This is a genomic window from Enterobacter cloacae complex sp. P24RS (assembly GCF_014982165.1).
GTDB classification, from domain to species: domain Bacteria; phylum Pseudomonadota; class Gammaproteobacteria; order Enterobacterales; family Enterobacteriaceae; genus Enterobacter; species Enterobacter quasihormaechei.
In genome coordinates this window covers 139,013-156,479 of sequence record NZ_JADCKU010000013.1, presented here as the reverse complement: position 1 = coordinate 156,479, position 17,467 = coordinate 139,013, and the positions used below count along the sequence as shown (strand labels likewise).

Annotated in this window: 15 protein-coding genes, 1 tRNA gene and 2 pseudogenes; 6 read left to right on the top strand and 12 right to left on the bottom strand. The window is 54.3% G+C overall.

The window, feature by feature from the left end; translation table 11 throughout:
* Nucleotides 1–324: pseudogene (locus INF58_RS15135) on the top strand (DGQHR domain-containing protein); the annotation flags it as partial.
* A gap of 88 nt (nucleotides 325–412) precedes the next feature.
* Here INF58_RS15135 and dndE read toward each other — a convergent pair.
* From dndE to rraB, 8 genes are all read right to left on the bottom strand, one after another.
* The gene (gene dndE / locus INF58_RS15130) at nucleotides 413–766 is read right to left on the bottom strand and encodes a DNA sulfur modification protein DndE (protein ID WP_193528007.1); all 354 of its coding nucleotides are present in this window, start codon (nucleotides 764–766) and stop codon (nucleotides 413–415) included.
* Nucleotides 766–2,766 (bottom strand): DNA sulfur modification protein DndD, encoded by a 2,001-nt coding sequence (gene dndD / locus INF58_RS15125; protein ID WP_193528006.1) that lies wholly within the window; start codon nucleotides 2,764–2,766, stop codon nucleotides 766–768. Before dndD ends, dndE begins: the two co-directional genes overlap by 1 nt.
* A gap of 1 nt (nucleotide 2,767) precedes the next feature.
* The gene (dndC, locus tag INF58_RS15120; RefSeq protein WP_193528005.1) at nucleotides 2,768–4,390 is read right to left on the bottom strand and encodes a DNA phosphorothioation system sulfurtransferase DndC; all 1,623 of its coding nucleotides are present in this window, start codon (nucleotides 4,388–4,390) and stop codon (nucleotides 2,768–2,770) included.
* Entirely contained in the window at nucleotides 4,387–5,472 is a 1,086-nt protein-coding gene (dndB, locus tag INF58_RS15115; RefSeq protein ID WP_193528004.1) for a DNA sulfur modification protein DndB, read from the bottom strand. The genes dndC and dndB overlap by 4 nt, the downstream gene beginning before the upstream one ends.
* A 342-nt stretch (nucleotides 5,473–5,814) precedes the next feature.
* Nucleotides 5,815–5,899 (bottom strand) — tRNA-Leu (locus tag INF58_RS15110).
* A gap of 106 nt (nucleotides 5,900–6,005) precedes the next feature.
* Nucleotides 6,006–6,728: a topoisomerase II gene (locus INF58_RS15105; protein WP_193528003.1), complete on the bottom strand. Its 723-nt coding sequence runs from the start codon at nucleotides 6,726–6,728 to the stop codon at nucleotides 6,006–6,008.
* A 30-nt stretch (nucleotides 6,729–6,758) separates the two neighbouring features.
* On the bottom strand, nucleotides 6,759–7,517 hold the full coding sequence (miaE, locus tag INF58_RS15100; RefSeq protein ID WP_193528002.1) for a tRNA isopentenyl-2-thiomethyl-A-37 hydroxylase MiaE: 759 nt from the start codon (nucleotides 7,515–7,517) through the stop codon (nucleotides 6,759–6,761).
* A gap of 47 nt (nucleotides 7,518–7,564) precedes the next feature.
* Nucleotides 7,565–7,990 carry a ribonuclease E inhibitor RraB gene (gene rraB, locus INF58_RS15095; protein ID WP_017694625.1) on the bottom strand — a complete coding sequence of 142 codons (426 nt, stop codon included), beginning with the start codon at nucleotides 7,988–7,990 and terminating at the stop codon, nucleotides 7,565–7,567.
* Nucleotides 7,991–8,089: 99 nt separating this feature from the next.
* On the opposite strand from rraB, the gene INF58_RS20975 reads away from it, so the two are divergent.
* The 5 genes and pseudogenes from INF58_RS20975 to xynR all read left to right on the top strand — a co-directional run bounded on the left by INF58_RS20975 (nucleotide 8,090) and on the right by xynR (nucleotide 11,187).
* Nucleotides 8,090–8,185, top strand: coding sequence for a hypothetical protein (locus tag INF58_RS20975; RefSeq protein ID WP_226848185.1), 96 nt, complete (start codon nucleotides 8,090–8,092; stop codon nucleotides 8,183–8,185).
* A complete protein-coding gene (gene argF, locus INF58_RS15090) occupies nucleotides 8,155–9,159 on the top strand; it encodes an ornithine carbamoyltransferase (protein WP_193528001.1) in 1,005 nt (334 codons plus the stop codon). Before INF58_RS20975 ends, argF begins: the two co-directional genes overlap by 31 nt.
* Before the next feature lie 259 nt (nucleotides 9,160–9,418).
* A pseudogene (locus INF58_RS20970) lies at nucleotides 9,419–9,780 on the top strand (CHAP domain-containing protein).
* Nucleotides 9,662–10,216 carry a DUF3828 domain-containing protein gene (locus INF58_RS15085; RefSeq protein ID WP_227415104.1) on the top strand — a complete coding sequence of 185 codons (555 nt, stop codon included), beginning with the start codon at nucleotides 9,662–9,664 and terminating at the stop codon, nucleotides 10,214–10,216. The pseudogene INF58_RS20970 and the gene INF58_RS15085 overlap by 119 nt, the downstream one beginning before the upstream one ends.
* Nucleotides 10,217–10,425: 209 nt before the next feature.
* Nucleotides 10,426–11,187 carry a DNA-binding transcriptional repressor XynR gene (gene xynR, locus INF58_RS15080; protein ID WP_193528000.1) on the top strand — a complete coding sequence of 254 codons (762 nt, stop codon included), beginning with the start codon at nucleotides 10,426–10,428 and terminating at the stop codon, nucleotides 11,185–11,187.
* Here the strand turns inward: xynR and INF58_RS15075 are convergent.
* The 4 genes from INF58_RS15075 to yagE all read right to left on the bottom strand — a co-directional run bounded on the left by INF58_RS15075 (nucleotide 11,172) and on the right by yagE (nucleotide 17,293).
* Nucleotides 11,172–12,782: a glycoside hydrolase family 43 protein gene (locus INF58_RS15075; protein ID WP_193527999.1), complete on the bottom strand. Its 1,611-nt coding sequence runs from the start codon at nucleotides 12,780–12,782 to the stop codon at nucleotides 11,172–11,174. The genes xynR and INF58_RS15075 overlap by 16 nt on opposite strands.
* 11 nt (nucleotides 12,783–12,793) lie before the next feature.
* Nucleotides 12,794–14,176 (bottom strand): MFS transporter, encoded by a 1,383-nt coding sequence (locus INF58_RS15070; protein WP_048960117.1) that lies wholly within the window; start codon nucleotides 14,174–14,176, stop codon nucleotides 12,794–12,796.
* A 226-nt stretch (nucleotides 14,177–14,402) separates the two neighbouring features.
* Nucleotides 14,403–16,370 carry a xylonate dehydratase YagF gene (yagF, locus tag INF58_RS15065; RefSeq protein ID WP_193527998.1) on the bottom strand — a complete coding sequence of 656 codons (1,968 nt, stop codon included), beginning with the start codon at nucleotides 16,368–16,370 and terminating at the stop codon, nucleotides 14,403–14,405.
* Nucleotides 16,371–16,384: 14 nt separating this feature from the next.
* The gene (gene yagE / locus INF58_RS15060; RefSeq protein ID WP_193527997.1) at nucleotides 16,385–17,293 is read right to left on the bottom strand and encodes a 2-keto-3-deoxygluconate aldolase; all 909 of its coding nucleotides are present in this window, start codon (nucleotides 17,291–17,293) and stop codon (nucleotides 16,385–16,387) included.
* Nucleotides 17,294–17,467: the final 174 nt, after the last annotated feature.

Sequence of the window (17,467 nt, the reverse complement as noted above, 5' to 3'; positions counted from 1 at the left end):
ATAATTAATAAATATTTTTCCAAATCTAAAGAATTATTATGGGACTATCAATCAGAAACAAGCTACTTACTTAAAACGATTGGTTTTCAAACACAATTTGAAATTCTTCGTCAATATTTGTTGGCTACATCTGATTATGAATTAAACAATATAGACGAAAAACTTACCTTGCTAAGGGAAATTGATTTTTCTGATATCTTTTTTACAGCTTCAGGTATTGGTGCCTCACGAATGAAAAATATAGCGTTGATTAAAATCGGTTTAAAGCCCCTTGCTGACTTGAAAGAACATAAAGACTATAACGATTATATGCGATTACTATAATAACATTTGAATTTAATAGAGTCTGAAAGTTATTGTCTTTTTCAGACTCTATTGCTATGAAATCAATTCATCTTTATTAACTCAGGAATTATAAAGCGTGGACTAAAGAATTTATACTCCGATAATTTCTCAAGGCCGCAATCCCATCCTCAACATGTGCAGCCCAGGCCTTAATCATCGCTTTCTGCTCTAATTGTGGATAAAGCATCTTCAAGACGAGTTCCGTAGCTTGCAGCGTTTCCCCTAACCACGTAATTTTATCCAACACCAGCGAGCCATCCAGCTTCTTAGTATCACGCTCAGGAGAATAACGAAACTCACTCTCTATCGAGCGAAAAAACGCCAGCCGGGCAGCAACATTCGGTGTAATTCCGGTATACCCTTTAAGCTTTTTAAGCTGATCTTCAGTCTGACGGCTAAGCGCCATTCGATTCGGGAGCATCAGATAGCCTCCTTAGTTAATTCCCAGAAATAACCAGGCTTCAGCGTTGACGATTTAGTATGGGCATTAAACACAATCTCATAAGCATGAGAGATATCATCACGCAACTGATCGACAAAATAACGCTCATCTACTTCAGTATCGGTAGATAGCAATACAACCTGATGACTGGCTTCCGGGAAGTAATGGTTAATCAATTTATCACGATGCTGAGAATCGAGACGTCCCAATGGCGTATCAATTATCACTGGTAAATCACGACCAGAGGTTTTCGCCAGCGCCTCAAGAATAGCAACTGCATAAATCTGCTTTTCACCAGCAGAAAGCAACTTACGGTTAATCACTGAGCCATTCTCATCAATTAATTCAACATCAAACGTTTGAGGGTTGATATGCGCACTAAGTTGTAAATCCTCTTTGCGAGCCAACTTACGGTAAGCAAGCTCGAAGTTTGTCGACAGCGTTTTTACCCGAGCCTGGGTTAATACATCGCTGTAGCGATCGAGTAAATTTATCGTTTCCTGAGCATTCTTAAACGCACTGCTATAACTGTGCTGATAACGAGCGGCGTCATGCGCTTTTTGAATCTGGCGAACACAATCCAGTTGCTGCTGTTTCGTGCGTTTAGCATCTTCCAGCAATGACCGATATTTCTGCAATTGGGCTTCGCGCTGCCTATCCAGGTCACGTAATTTCTCAAAGAGATCCATCAGCTGATCATCTTCAGGAGCACGGGCAATATTAGCAGCCGCTTGTTCTAACTGTTGTTCAATCTCAGATAACTGTGTGCGATAAAGCTCAAAACGCTGCCATGCTCTTTTACTATCTATCTCAATAGACTGTTGAAGCATACCAGCTTCACGCTCAGAGATGTCAAAGAGCAAATCACCTTTTGGTTTCGTTGCCATATAATCTTTTAGATTATCGGTAATCGCTTCAGCTGCTATTTTGCCAGTCCCCGCAGAACGAAATGCAATATCATTTCTGAGTTGCGTTAAAAACTGGCTCAGCTCTTTTTCAAAGCTTTTTGCCTGTTTAATCTGCGTTTCATCAGCAAGTTGTTGCAGCAAACGAGACAAAATAGTGGGCGCAAGCGCATAGGGTAGCGAGCCATCGCATTCTTGCCTCAATGCTTTTTCAAGGTGCTCTTTATCTTTTAGGAGTGTTTCAACTTTCTGCTTTTCCTGAGCTTTAGTCTGGGCAAAGGCGCCTCCCTGAGCATTTAGCAAGCCTTCAAAACGGGTTATATCTTTAGACAGAAACTCAATCCGCGATCTGGCAAAATCGGCGCTTTCCAGCAGTGCTTCTGTCTGGCAGGCTAATTCTTTACTCTGTTTTTCAAGCTCTGCAATCTGTTGTTGCTGAGAACTTGCTAGCTGGTTGGATTGCTGACGCTTAACAAAAATCATTAAATCGTTACGCAGTTTAGAGATGAGATCCAGCCCCAATAAGCGTCGTACGGCAGTACGTAAAATATTACCGGATTCGTCCTCAGCAAGTTCTGCTATTTTCTCGCCATCGAAAAAGAACAAATCAGCAATGCCATGCGGAATTAACTCATTTAGAAATCCCTGGCACTGATCGTAATCCAACTCACTGAGCAGTTCCCCATCCTGTTGCAGAGAAAGACGGTCTTTCTTCCCTTTTTCCCATGCTCGAGTAACTGTAAACTCCGCTTCATGACCTCCCTTATTGTAGGTAAAGGTTAGTTTAACAGAAGCTTCTTCCGGTTGCTCTATATAATAGGCTCCGTTGTGAATTAAGGAACTTAGTTGTTCAATATAGTCTTGTTGTTGCGTCGCAAGGCCAAATGCTAGTCGCCCATATAACGCTAAGCGGATCGCCGACAGGATAGACGTTTTACCTGCGCCGTTTAAACCGCCAAACAGCACAATAGGTCGTGGATTTAAATCGTGCGGACGCTTTCTGGGAGCCAGATCAATGGTATGAGTACCGTTAAATACCCGAAAATTATGTAATACCAACTGTTTAATGAGCACGTTATTTATCCTCCCCAATCAGTCCCGAGGATTCACTGGCATCAACAATTCGGTGCTGTAAAACCTTAAGTTCAGTTTCCAGTTTTGTGATTTCTTCCTGATGAATATCCCGTTCATTACGTTTTTGCAGTGTGACCTGTTGTTGCTCAATTTCTTCGAGAGTACCCCAGTCCTGCTTTAAAATCGTGCCGAGTTTGTCAAAAATACCCTGACGACGGCTTAATCCTTCCATTGAAACTTCCAGCTCAATGAGTTTCATCACCATTTCAGGCACAACGTCAAACCCCTGCGCTATCTGCACCAACAGATCTGCATCGCTTGCGTCAAAGCGCGACTGATCGTCCACTACCCAGTCTAAATCCTGCTGATACACTTCTCGGTAAATACCAGGCAGCGTGTCATACCAGTCTGGTTCATTAGGATCTTTCAACCACTCCTGACGAATCGCATGGAGTTCCGGTTTGGTAATTAACGTAATGGTATGGCCCTGAGCATTCAAATCGCGCTCAATCTCCAGCAATTCTTTGAGCCATTGCTGGCGATATTTTAGCCAGTAAGGACCCGGAACATGCTTACGCTCAGCGCCCGGCTCATCGCTTTCTTTAGCGTACTGATAGCTCACCTTACCAGTCCGGCGCTTATAGTTTCGAAACGTGTCTTTATTCACCGGATCGGTGGTAAACGCCAGCAGATCACGATATTTCAGCAGCGGAGACATCCATTCTTCACCGTTTTTGATCAGGCTTTCCATCGCCTTATCTTTTGTGACAACGGTACAGGTCCAACAGCCAAAACGCGAGTTGCCGCAGGAAGGGGTACTATCATCAATCACCAGCGGACATTCACCCTGTGCGGAAGAATCCATATACAACGTCCACAGTGGACGGTTGTTTCCACCCCACGGGCTTTCCCACTCGTCGATATCTTCAGGGGCATAGCGGAACGCGCCCCGCAGCAGCTTCCAGACATCTTCTACATCCCAGGTATCAATGGGGGTATAGATGAATGCATTTGCCAGCGTGGTATGCCGGGCAAGGCGTGATCCATCAATCTTGTGCTTTGCGATCACCTGCGCACGAGAAGCACTTTCACTACTGCGCGAACCAAGTACGACGATGACTTCATCAAACTGGCTGACCTTATCTTTAATAAAGTCACTCACCGGATTGATTTTCATGCGCTCAGTGCACCAACGGAAACTACGAGTTGGAGCCGGATAACCTTTCCCCAGCAAATTGACCCAGAAGGTTTCATTCGTTTTAGGCGTTACCGCGTGTTGAGTGATCGGCAAGCCGTTACGCTTCGCTCCCGCCTCAATCTGCAACATCGTTTTCTTAATCAGATCCACGACTACCGGCGTTTCGACCAGCGTATCGGACGACACCACAAAAACATCTTTGCTGCGCATTTCCGGGGGCAGGCCGAGCAAGGCCAGATACACCAGCGTGATCACAGCGGAAGAATCTTTCCCACCGCTGTAGCCAATCACCCACGGACGCTTATCCGCACAATAAATTCTTTGAACCTCAGCAACATATTCGGCCAGAGGAAGTCCGGCGAACTGTTCCTGATTAATAAAATCTTCGTATTCGGCCAAATCATAGGACTGAACTAATTTACTCATGAGACAACCATTTGAGCTTCAAGCTCCTGTTCTTCAGGAGTGAGGGGAATAGAGAGCGCGGTTTTTAGCGCATTGCAGGTGAGCTGGATTGCCGTACTGGTTTTACTCAGCTTACCGTGCTGCATCGCGCGCTTGATCAGATCAGGATTGTTTCTGCGCCAGTTAAAGGTCTTGAGTGCAGCGATTTTCTCAGGCCATTGCTCCGGGTAGTCTGTCAGCAGGGCATAACCCAATTGTCCGAGAGCCTGCAAACCAATACCGTGAGCATGAATATAATCCTGTCGTAGCTGAACTGGCGAAACCTCTTTTTTGGCCGCTAACTGCCAGTCCGGCATCACGTGAAAAATAGCCTGCCAGTAGCGGGTGGCTATTAACGTGCATTCTTCAAAATTGTTCTCTTTGGGATCTTTGCCCAACAACGCGCGGGTAGCCTGCTTGATACTACTTAAGGTAAACAGTTTATTCGATCGCTGGCTGATACCAGATTTTTCCAACTCCGTCATCCCAACAAATGGTTCTACGGACATAGCCAGATAACGTGCCAGATTTGAACAGGCATCACGATGGTCATATAAAGAGGCAAGCGATGGGCTGGGACGAATGGCGTATTTATTCAAATCTGCGAACATCTGCTGACTACGTTTTAGCCCCTCATCGACAAAAAATAGCACCGGTATATTATCCTGTCCCAGCTCGGGGCGTGCGTCTAAAGCGTCTTCAATCGCTTTACGGCGATGCTGACCGTCGTTGATGAGTATTTGAGCATCCATCGGCACGCATAACGTTCCAAGGTTATTAGAACCTTCAAATTCATCAAATTGGACATCAACGGCAATGGAGGCCGTTAGCGCTGAAAAAACATAATCTTTCGGATTTTCCAGTAGATATCGCACCATTTCGGGGATACGCGATTTGTTCAACGTGCGCTGCGCGCGTAACTCAGGCGGAACGTCATTTTCGTCAAAGCTGAATATTTTAGGGATGATGCGCATGGGGCACGTGGCGATGTAGAAAGGGCGACCAGCCTGTATGCCACGTATAGCTGGGAAAGAATAGCAGTAGTCTGCGTCAACATTAGCCATACCGTAATCCATCTCAATTCTTGTAAAGTGGTTACGCGATATTTTACGTAATGAGTGATAGGATTTATAGCTAAATTTACGTAATTTTTTGCGTAATCACTTCCAGAAAAAGCAATATGCTCATCACAGATTTGTTGTTTTTATTACTACAGCATCTAATAGCCGACCTGAATTCCAAACTGTCTAAATACCAATAGACAAAAACAACCAATGACAATAAAGCCCTTCATCTGCAAGAAAAAATCTCGCAAAACTGCTTCGTATTACAGTTAGATATCTAATGAATTCAGATAAAATGGACACAAAAAAAGCCGCCCTTAAGCGACTTTGATTTGCATCTTATGGTGCCGAAGGCCGGACTCGAACCGGCACGTATTTCTACGGTTGATTTTGAATCAACTGCGTCTACCGATTTCGCCACTTCGGCACTGAAGGGGATGCGGAAACGTTGTGGATTATACCTGTCGCGCGCCGCCATGCAAGCGACGACGCGCGAAACCCGCGCTAAGTGCCCAAAAAACCAGCTACCTACGTCACTCCAGCTCAGACACCGCCAGACGAATAACCCCTGCCGCCTTCTGCTCCGGCAGCGCCAGCACCTTCGCCCACATCGCCTGCACCATATCGCAGGAGAGCTTTTCCTTGCCTTCCGCCTTCTCCGGCATCTGCAACAGCTGGATGTCCTCGCCGTACTTATCGGCAAGCGCCTTCATAATCGGCCGCACGTCCTCGACAGCCGCCTCACGCTCGGCCTGGGTCACGGTGTGGCGGTTTTTGCCGTAGGCCGCGCGCATCATGTCGGCATCGGCCTGCATGCGCCGGGTCATCAGGTCTTTATCCAGCATGCGCATCGGGTTGATGCCGCCCTTCACCATCGGGTAGAGGAAGCGGAAGCAGGCGTCGTCGCTCACCTTCTGGATGGCGGCGGTCTGCTCCATGTTGATGGTCATGTAGTTCACCACGTTGGCGTCCGGGGCGTTTTGCAGGCGCGTCATCTGCAAATGGAGGATCTGCGGCTGGATGGTGTCGATAATGTGCTGCTCAGGCTCGCCGGCCTTTTGCAGGGCGGCCATCTGGTCGAGGATGCGCTGATGCAGCACAGGCTCTTGCTCCTTAATTACCTGCCAGGCGGGCATCGCGTTAAGGGCGGTATCAATTTGCGCGTCCGGAACGCGCTGCCTGTCGAAGAAGACCCAGAACGCCACGGCGGCAGCCGCGACAATAACAATGACCGTACTGATCCACGTTTTTTTCATCTCGCATCCTTATCCTTGCGTTATGCCGGTTTACACCGGCACGCCGCTGTGGAAGCGAAACTCGTGGTCCGGTGTCGAGATAAGTGTGGCTTCAATTTCGCCAAAATGCTGTATGCGCGGTGAGATATCGTCGTCGCTCACCTGCTGAGCCAGCGTCAGGTAATCCTGATAGTGTCGCGCTTCCGAGCGCAGCAGCGAGAGATAGAACTTCTGCAAATCCTCGTCGAGGAACGGGGCCAGCGCGGCGAAGCGTTCGCAGGAGCGGGCTTCGATGTAGGCGCCGCAGATGAGCTTGTCGATCAGCGTCAGCGGTTCGTGAGTGCGCACTTCCTTCAGCATCCCTTTGGCGTAGCGGCTGGCGGTGATTTTGACGTACGGAATGTCTCGCGCCAGCATCGCCTCGCGCACCTGCCAGAAGTGGTGCAGCTCCTCTTTAATCAGCAGCACCATGCTGTCGATGAGCGCCTGGCCCCACGGGTCGTCGGTTTTGGGCATTACGCTTTTGCCAATCTGCTTATGCAGGGCGATGAAGTCCGGCTCCGGGCCGTCGCGAAAGGTGAACTGTTCGTAGGGTTTGAGCCAGTCGAGCAGCGCGTCGGCACCGCTTTCGTCGGCGACGTATTTACGCACCAGCAGCAGCGCGGTCTGGGCGGCCTTGAGCTCGCACACCATGTGGTCGGTGAGCAGCAGCGGCAGGTTCGCCGGGTCGCGGGCTTTATCAATCCATGCTTGCGGGGTTGGGCACTGGAGGAAGTTGAGTACGGGGGCGAGTATCTGCGGGTAATCCATGGTTTTGCCTTGAAAAAAGCGGTGGCGCGCGCCACCGCCTGAAACGCTTAGTGACGCACGCCGTCGTCGTCTTCGTCGACGTAATCTTCGTCGTCGCCTTCCTCGCCGTCTTCACCGTTTGGATCTTCGAAGTAGGTTCCCCAGCCGTCGTATTCCACTTCAAACTTCTCAGCCAGGTTCATCAGCTGTTCTACCTGCGCGTCGATCAGCTCCGCCTTCAGCGCACCCTCGCTCAGGATGTCGCAGCAGATGACGGTGTCGCCCTCTTCCACTTCCAGCTCTTCCGGCTCGGTCACTTCGTAACCTAGCTTGAAGGCTTCCACGGCCATTTTTTCCAGCGCTTCAAAGTCGTCCGCAGAGAAATGGTGTTCGATGGTGTACAGCGCGTCCGGATCGCTACCGTCTTCCAGCAGTTCTTCAATAATCAGACGCGTCTCTTCGCGTTGCTCTTCCAGTAATTCCGGGTTTGCCATGGCTCAATCCTCTTTAAAGTGCGGCAGATACTTCTATTTTCACACACGGACGGGTTTGCCTCCACCTTTGTTGGAAAGATTTGTGAAACGGGGTTGCAAATGAATAATTACACATATAAAGTGAATTTTAATTCAATAAGCGGCGTTCGCCATGCGAGGATAAAATGGCCGATTTGTACAAGAAACACTTTCTGAAATTGCTCGACTTTACCCCTGCACAGTTCACTTCTCTGCTGACCCTTGCCGCACAGCTCAAGGCCGATAAAAAAAAGGGCAAGGAAGTACAGAAGCTTACCGGTAAAAACATCGCGCTCATCTTCGAAAAAGACTCGACCCGTACACGATGCTCTTTCGAAGTTGCCGCATTTGACCAGGGCGCACGCGTCACTTATTTAGGGCCGAGCGGCAGCCAGATTGGGCATAAAGAGTCAATTAAGGACACCGCGCGGGTGCTCGGGCGGATGTACGACGGCATTCAGTATCGCGGTCACGGCCAGGACGTGGTCGAAACGCTGGCGCAGTATGCGGGCGTGCCGGTGTGGAACGGGCTGACCAACGAATTCCACCCGACGCAGCTGCTGGCGGACCTGCTGACCATGCAGGAGCACCTGCCGGGCAAGGCGTTTAACGAGATGACGCTGGTCTACGCGGGCGACGCGCGCAACAACATGGGCAACTCGATGCTGGAAGCGGCGGCGCTGACCGGGCTGGACCTACGCCTGGTGGCCCCGAAAGCCTGCTGGCCGGAAGAGAGCCTGGTGGCGGAGTGCCGCGCGCTGGCGGAAAAGCACGGCGGCAAAATCACCCTGACGGAAGACGTGGCGGCGGGCGTGAAGGGCGCGGACTTTATCTATACCGACGTCTGGGTGTCGATGGGCGAAGCCAAAGAGAAGTGGGCGGAGCGGATTGCGCTGCTGCGGGGGTATCAGGTGAACGCGCAGATGATGGCGCTGACCGGCAACCCGAACGTGAAGTTCCTGCACTGTCTGCCGGCGTTCCACGACGACCAGACCACGCTGGGCAAGCAGATGGCGAAGGAGTTCGACCTGCACGGCGGGATGGAGGTAACGGACGAGGTGTTTGAGTCGGCGGCGAGCATCGTGTTTGACCAGGCGGAAAACCGGATGCATACGATTAAGGCGGTGATGGTGGCGACGCTTGGGGAGTGATCCTCTCTCCCATTTTGAGATGGTGATTATCTGCTGAATTATTTCTCAGCAGATAATCATTTCCAGTCTATTGGCATAAAAAATTCTTTTCCTGATACACCCCACAGATATCCATCAATCATAATATATATTTATAATTTTATTATCCATTATTTATTGAATAGATAATGGTTAATACTGGGACATTATCCATTACAAAACATTGTATATTTTCGGCGTAATATTCCTTATTGCTGCATTTCGTTAATAAGGATTTTTTATGTCATGGAATAAGCATGAAGCTGTGTCATACGCCCGTAGCCACGCACTAACCCATACAGGACACTATTGCGCTCGAGCAATCGCCGCCGCCATTCGAGCCGGAGGGCTTAAAATCGAAGGGGCAAACGCTAAGGATTTCTGGCGTTCTCTTGAAAAAGCAGGGTTCACAAAAGTCTATGGCCCCCCATAGAGGGGGATATCGCGGTGATTGATGCCTTGCCCGGCCCGAATCAGTACGGGCATGTCTGTATTTACGATGGCGCTGGAACCTGGTATTCAGATTTTAAACAGAGAACACTGTACCCGGGGCCAACCTATCGCCAACTCCAGCCAGCCGTCACCTTATACAGGCATTATTAATATGAATAAGCTCATCTTAATTGTATTATTCAGCACAGCAGCATTGGGGGCCGAAGATTTTCAGATACCAATGCAGCGCGCCCTTGAGTTCAATCGTTGGTACGTCAAACAAGTGAACAACGATCGTTATCCCATCCAACAGGGAAATGAAATCGATAAGTTCGTTACGGCCAGCACCATGAAAAAATTACGTCATGCAGCCGATCCCCGTTATGCCGACGCTGAATTTTACGAGGCCAATTTTTTTATGAAATCGCAGTATATCGGCGAGGACTGGGCTGAGAATGTGGCTATTGATTCTTATGATTCAGATCCAGTTTGTGTAAACGTGAATATCACCTTTGGCAAAAAGACTCAGCACACAGTCATTGATTGCATGGTTAAAGAAGATGGAATCTGGAAAATCCAGTCTGTGGCCGCACGGGACAACAATTGATGCCACCCATCAAAAATATAGCCGCCTTTCCCGCCGGGTGGCGCTGCGCTTACCCGGCCTACTTTGTGCTGCAATACCAATAAATTGCGCATTCCATTGTAGGCCCGTGCAAGCGAAGCGCCGCCGGGCAAACCGGCTCCCCTTCATTGATTTTTCACCCCGAAAAAGGTACGTTTTCGCCTTCATTCCAGCGTGGACATGCCAGCATTATGCCGATTATTCAGTCTGTTGAACGTGCGTTGCAGATCCTCGACCTGTTCAACGAGCAGGCCACCGAGCTTAAGATCACCGACATCAGCAAACTGATGGGGCTGAGCAAGAGTACCCTCCACTCGCTGCTGAAAACCCTCCAGCTTCACGGCTATATCGATCAGAATCCGGAGAATGGGAAATATCGCCTCGGCATGAAGCTGGTCGAGCGCGGTCATTTTGTCGTGGGCTCCATCGATATCCGCCAGAAGGCGAAAGGCTGGCTGACGGAGCTGTCACAGCGGACCGGACAGACCACCCATCTGGGGATCCTGGACGGGCATGAAGGGGTCTATATCGAGAAGATTGAAGGCAAGCTGGCCGCCATCGCCTATTCGCGCATCGGCCGCCGCCTGCCGGTTCACGCCACCGCCATCGGCAAGGTGTTGATTGCCTGGCTGGGTGAGGCCGAGCTGAACGCCCTGCTGGAGGGCTACCAGTACACCACCTTTACGCCTTCCACCCTCGCGTCTCGTGAAGCGTTAATGGCCGCCCTGGCGCAGACCCGCGAGCAGGGCTATGCCCTGGACAGCGAAGAGAACGAGCAGGGCGTGCGCTGCGTGGCTGTGCCGGTGTGGAACCACGAATCCCGCGTGATTGCCGCCCTGAGCCTGTCGACGCTCACCTCTCGCGTGGACGACGCCGAGCTGGCCCGCTTCCGCGAGCAGCTTCAGCAGGCCGGGCTCGAGCTGTCACGCGCGCTGGGCTATACCGGCTCGTAGGTGAAATAGTCGAAGTCCGCGTGACAGCCGTCGCCGCTGATGTCCTCGCAGTGCAGCCCCACAAACGCGCCGGTAAAGAAGCCGCGTCCGCCGATGTAGTCGTCCGACAGCTTCCACGCCTCATACGCCACCGGCACGGCGTGCCACGTCTCGCCGTCAAACGAGTAGCTGTAGCGGTAGACCAGCGTATCCACGTCCACCCGCAGCCAGACGCTCTCGGCATGTTCCGGCACCGGAATGGGCTGCTCGTGCAGCGGCCACGACGGCACGTTGTGGTCGAGCTGGATCACCTTGATGGTTCTCCCCTGCCCCTCCTCGTAGTCCACAAAGCAGTAGCTCCAGTTTTTGCTGTTGTAGTAGCAGGTCAGCCCCGCGCTCTGCTGGAAGTGAACCGGCGAGAACTGCATCCGCGTCTCGGCCCTGAAGGTGAAGTGCTGCCAGCGGCGCGCCACGGTCGACTGGGTAAAGGTCGAGTTGAGCGAGTCGTTGCCATAGAGCCGTAAGTGGCCCGGGCGGGCGGTGAGCGAGCCGAGGGTGTCGTCGAACGGAATGCGCAGGGTCTGTAGCTGCGGGTCAAGCGTACTGCCGTCGAAATCATCCCGCCAGTTACCCTGAGCGACTGCGGGCTGCTCCGCCACCTGCGGGCCGGGCACGGTCAACTGCGCGTGTTTGCCGCCTTCCACGTACGGCCAGCCGTCGCGCCACGCAATGCGTGCGATGCCGGTCTCGCGCCCCAGCGGGCAGTAGCCGCGCCCGCCAGAGGCCAGCAGCGGCACGCCGGGCAGGCGCAGCGGGCGGCTGGTGAGGTAGGCCATATACCATTCTCCCGTATGGGTTTGCAGCAGCGAGCCGTGGCCGCTCTTTTGCAGCGGGTTCTCCGGCAGGTGCCAGCTGGTCATCATCGTTACGTCCGGGTGCAGCTCGTACGGCCCGTCGATATTTTTGGAACGCAGTACCACGACCGCGTGCTCGTAGCTGGTGCCGCCTTCGGCAACCATCAGGTAGTACCAGCCCGCGTGGCGATAAAGATGTGCCCCTTCGGTGTAGCAGAGCGGCGTGCCGGTAAACAGGGTTTTGCGCTCGGGCGAGAGCGTTCCGGTCTGCGGATCAAACTCCTGCATCACAATGGTGTTGTGCGGGTTGCTGTGGTGACGCGGCCCCCACGGTCGGTAGAGGTAGTATTTACGCCCATCGTCGTCGTGGAACAGGGACGGATCGAACCCGCCGTTGCCCATCGGGATCGGCTCGCTCCACGGCCCCTCGATGGACGGCGCGGTGACGAGGAAGTTGCGGCCATTTTTCCACGGCGAGTCGACAATCTTCACGTCGGTATAGAGCAGCCAGAATTTGCCGTCGGCGTAGCTCAGGCACGGCGCCCAGATGCCGCCGGAGTCCGGGTTACCCTTCATGTCCAGCATCGACACGCGATCCAGCGGGGTGCTGACCAGCGACCAGTTTTTCAGGTCGCGGGAGTGGTAGATGCGCACGCCCGGGAACCACTCGAAGGTCGAGGTGGCGATGTAGTAGTCCTCGCCCTGACGGCACAGGGACGGGTCCGGGTTGAAGCCGGTCAGGATCGGGTTAGTAATTTCCATGTTGCCTCCGGTTAATGGGATGCGGCTGTCGCGGCGTCGGGAACGGCCTCGCCCTGCGCCGCGCGGTGTTTGATCAGCTGCTGGCTGATGGCCTCCACGCGGTCGTCGGTGAGCTTGTAGAACGACAGCATGATGAACATGCCCGCGTAGAGCACCACCGGCACCACGCAGAACAGAATTTTGATGGTGGTGAGCACCTCAACCGGCTGCACGCTGCTGCTGGCGGAGTAGTTCACCCAGGCCAGGATCCAGCCCACCACCGCCCCGCCAATCGCCAGGCCAATCTTCAGGCTGAACAGGTAGGTCGAGAACACCAGCCCGTCGAGGCGACGCCCGCTGCGGCTCTCCTCGTAATCCACCACGTCAGAGGCCATCAGCCACTGTAGCGGCGTGGTGGTGTTAAAGACGAACAGGAACAGGATGTTAAGGGCGAAAATCAGCGCGATGTGCTCGGCCGGGGTGAAGAAAATCAGCAGGCTGATGAGCGAGTAGGCGACGATGATCCACTTAAAGGCGGTGACCCGGTCGAAGCGGCCCAGCAGGCGTGAGGAGCAGAGCGAGCCGAACATGGTGGCGAGGCTGCCGTAGAGTAAAAACTGGGTCGCCATCTCCGGGTGATCCATCACGTATTTCACGAAGTAGAGCGTCGCCCCGCCGCGCACCACGTTGGAACAGGTCGCCATCATCTTGAACGCGCACATGATGCGCCACTGGCCGTTGCCCAGCAGCAGTTTGAGATCTTTCGCCACCGACGAGCCAGGCTGCACCTCAAAGGTGTAGCGCTCTTTGGTGGTGAAGAAGCAGACGTAGAGCAGCACCACGCCGGTCAGCCCCAGCACGCACATGGCGCCGAAATACCCCACCTGCTCGTCCCCCTTGCCGATGATGCTGACCAGCGGCAGCGCGATGCCGCTGATGGCAAGCGAGCCCGCCGCGGCGAGGAAGAAACGCCAGGACTGAAGAGCGTGACGCTCTTTCGGGTCGGCGGTGATCACCCCCGGCATGGCGCAGTACGGGACGTTAACGAAGGTGTAAACCAGGGTCAGGAGGATGTAGGTCGCGCAGGCGTAGATGATTTTGCCCTGCGCGGAGAAGTCCGGCGTGTAGAAGGTCAGCATGCAGACGATGCCAAACGGGATGGCGCCCCACAGCAGGAACGGGCGGAACTGGCCGTGCCGCGTGCGGGTGCGGTCTACCAGCAGCCCCATCAGCGGATCGGTCACGGCGTCGAGCACGCGGGAGACTAAAAACAGCGTGCCCATTATGCCCGCCGACAGGCCAAACACGTCGGTGTAGAAATAGGCCAGCAGGAACATCGTGGCCTGCCAGACGAAGCCGCAGGCGGTGTCACCCAGCCCGTAGCCAATTTTGTCTTTCATGGTTAATTGCGTCATCAGAATTACACCCTTTGGTAGTGTGCTGAATTACAACATCGTGTTAATGGAGTGTAATGAGCTGTTCAATTAACCAGCAATGGTCATATCTTATTTCTGAATTACGTTATTTTGCTTTTGTGACGCCAACGATATATCTCAAGCCGTTGTTTTAAATAATAAATTACAGACACGAAAAAGCCGTCCGCGGATTATTTTCCGCAGACGGTTTTATCTCACAAAATAATTAAAGTCCGAGCGCTTTTTTACCGGCGTTAATTACCTCGATGATTTTATCGGTGTCATAAATACAGCCTTTCCAGGTGCCGCCGCTCACTGACTGCAATGCCGCCCACAGCCGGGTATCGTCCGGCAAAAAGTCGTGGGCGTGCAGGTCCGGGTGCGTCTGCCGCAGCGCCAGCTCGCGTGCGCCCTCCTCAGGCGTCAGCGGGTTATCTGCGGTGCCGATAAAGTTCACGCTGCCTGTTAATGTCAGGCGGTCAACAGCAATCTCGATGATGTCGTTGTCGCGCAGCTTGCCAATCGGCCCGCCCGCCAGCGCCTCTGGCGACACGTGCCCGAAGCAGGCGCCCGTCGACACGCCCGAGAAGCGCGCATCGGTGATTAACGACACCGTCTTGCCCCACGAGATATGCTTCAGCGCGGAGGTGAGCTGGTAGGTCTCCTCCATGCCGGTGCCGGACGGCCCGCCGCCGATCACCACCATGATGTCGCCCTGCCGGATCTCTTCCCGCTTGATGGCCTTGATCGCCTGCGCTTCGGAAACAAACACCCGCACCCGGCCGGTGTGGCGGTAAACGCCATCGTCACCCACCACCGACGGGTCGATCGCCGTGGCCTTGATCACCGATCCTTCCGGCGCGATGTTGCCCGTCGGGAAGCAGACCGTCGAGGTCAGCCCTTTCGCTTTGGCCTTCTCCGGCGGCAGGATCACGTCATCCGGCTCCACGCCGTCCTGCTCGCGCAGGCACTGGCGGAAGCGCTTACGGCGCTTGGACGCCTGCCACCAGTCGAGGTTCTCGCCCACCGTCTGGCCGGTGACGGTCATGGCGTCCAGGTGCAGCAGGCCAAGATCGCGCAGGTGGAGCATCACTTCCGGCACGCCGCCCGCGAGGAACGCCCGTACGGTCGGGTGGTAGTCCGGGCCGTTGGGCAGCACGCTCACCAGGCGCGGCACCCTGCGGTTGACGCGCGTCCAGTGCTCTACGTCCGGGATCGTACAACCCGCCGCGTGGGCGATGGCCGGAATGTGCAGCAGTAAGTTCGTGGAACCGCCGAATGCCGCGTGGATCACCATGGCATTTTCGATGGCTTTATCGGTGAGGATATCGCGCGTGGTGATACCGCGGTTATCCAGCTCGCTCACCGCACGCGCCGACTGGCGGGCGATCTCCAGCCACACCGCCTGCCCGGACGGCGCCAGCGCGGAGTGCGGCAGCGCCAGCCCCAGCGCTTCCGCCACCACCTGCGAGGTGCCCGCTGTGCCGAGGAACTGACACCCGCCGCCCGGCGACGCGCAGGCGCGACAGCCCAGCTCGGCGGCCTCCTGCAAGGAGAGCTCGTGGTTGGCAAAACGCGCGCCGATGGTCTGCACCTTACCCGCATCTTCCCCCACGGTCGGCGGCAGCGTCGCCCCGCCCGGCACCAGAATAGTTGGCAGGTCGTGCATCGAAGCCAGGGCGATCATTGTAGCGGGCAGCCCTTTATCGCAGGTGGCTACGCCGATCACCGCCCGGCGCGTGGGCAGGGAGCGGATCAGACGACGAAACACGATCGCCGCGTCGTTGCGGTACGGCAGAGAGTCGAACATGCCGTGCGTGCCCTGCGAGCGCCCGTCGCACGGATCGCTGACGAAGGCCGCAAACGGGATCCCGCCGTTGCGGGTGATCTCTTTCGCCGCCGCCTGCATCTGCATGCCGATCTCCCAGTGCCCGGTGTGGTAGCCCAGCGCAACCGGGCGCCCGTCCCCGGCGCGAATACCGCCCTGGGTACCGATAATCAGCACCTCTTTGCCGGTCAGCTTATTGGCGTCCCAGCCCATCCCGGCGTTCTGCGTCATGCCGAACAGGTTGCCGCTGGGGGATTCCATCAGCATCTGCGGGGTCAGCGGCAGCGCGCCCTGCGGCCCCGCCGCGTGGGTGATCACTGCATAAAACGCATCGTCCTGTGGGGTGAAAATTTTCTCAATGGTCATCGATATCGTCCGGCTCAGCAGAGCTTGAGCTGTTGTAACAGGGTTTTCAGCTGCGCCTTACGCGGCTCGTCCAGCGCTGACGCGGGCGGTAGCACGTGCGTGGAAATCGGGCGGCCGCAGAGCACAATCGCCTCTTTAATGACGTTCACAAACGGCGTATCCAGCTGATACATCTGCGGTATTTGCAGCAGGGTCTGATGATACTCAGCCGCTTTCGCCACGTCTTTATCCCACCAGGCTTTCAGAAGATTCACCGACACCTGCGGGGCAAAGTTGCCGCTGGCCGAAATCGCCCCGTCGCCGCCGAGCAGCAGGGTATTAAACAGATGATCGTCGTAGCCGCACAGCACGGTGAAGTGCGGATGAGCGGCTTTAACGGTGAGGATCATGCTGCGCAGGTGGGCGACGGAGTCGATGGTGTCTTTAATGCCGATAATATTGCTGCGCGAGTCGGCGAGGGTTTTCACCAGCGCCGGAGTCAGATCCTGCCCGGTCAGCGCCGGGAAGTTATAGAGCATCACCGGCAGCGTGACGCTGTCCGCCACCTGCTCGAAATAGCGGATCAGGTTCGCTTCCGACACTTTCCAGTAGTAGGGGTTGATCACCACGATGCCGTCCGCGCCCGCCTGCTGCGCGTGCTGGCTCAGTTCAATGGTTTCCCGGGCGTTGGTGCCGCCGGTGCCGATCAGCACCGGCACCCGGCGATCGACGTGATCGATAGCAAAGCGGGCAATGGTTTTACGCTCTTCGGCGCCGAGCTGGGAGAACTCGCCGCCGCTGCCCAGGAAGAACAGGCCGTCAACGCCCGCTGCGATCAGATCGTCGATCAGCGCGGCGGTGCCCTGCTTATCGAGCTGGCCGTCGGCGGTAAAGATGGTGGAGACAGGGGGAATGATTCCCGTGAACAACGCGGACTGCGGCATGAGATCTCCTTGCTGAATCATTTTGTTCTACATTATAGAACAGCGTTCATTAATTTAACGATCATACTATGACGCAGGAAAAGGAGAGGTAAATGGGAGATAAGGAGGGAGTGTGGGAAGTTTAAGCTGGATCACATATTGCCCGCTCGCCCCTCACCCGGCCCTCTCCCCAAA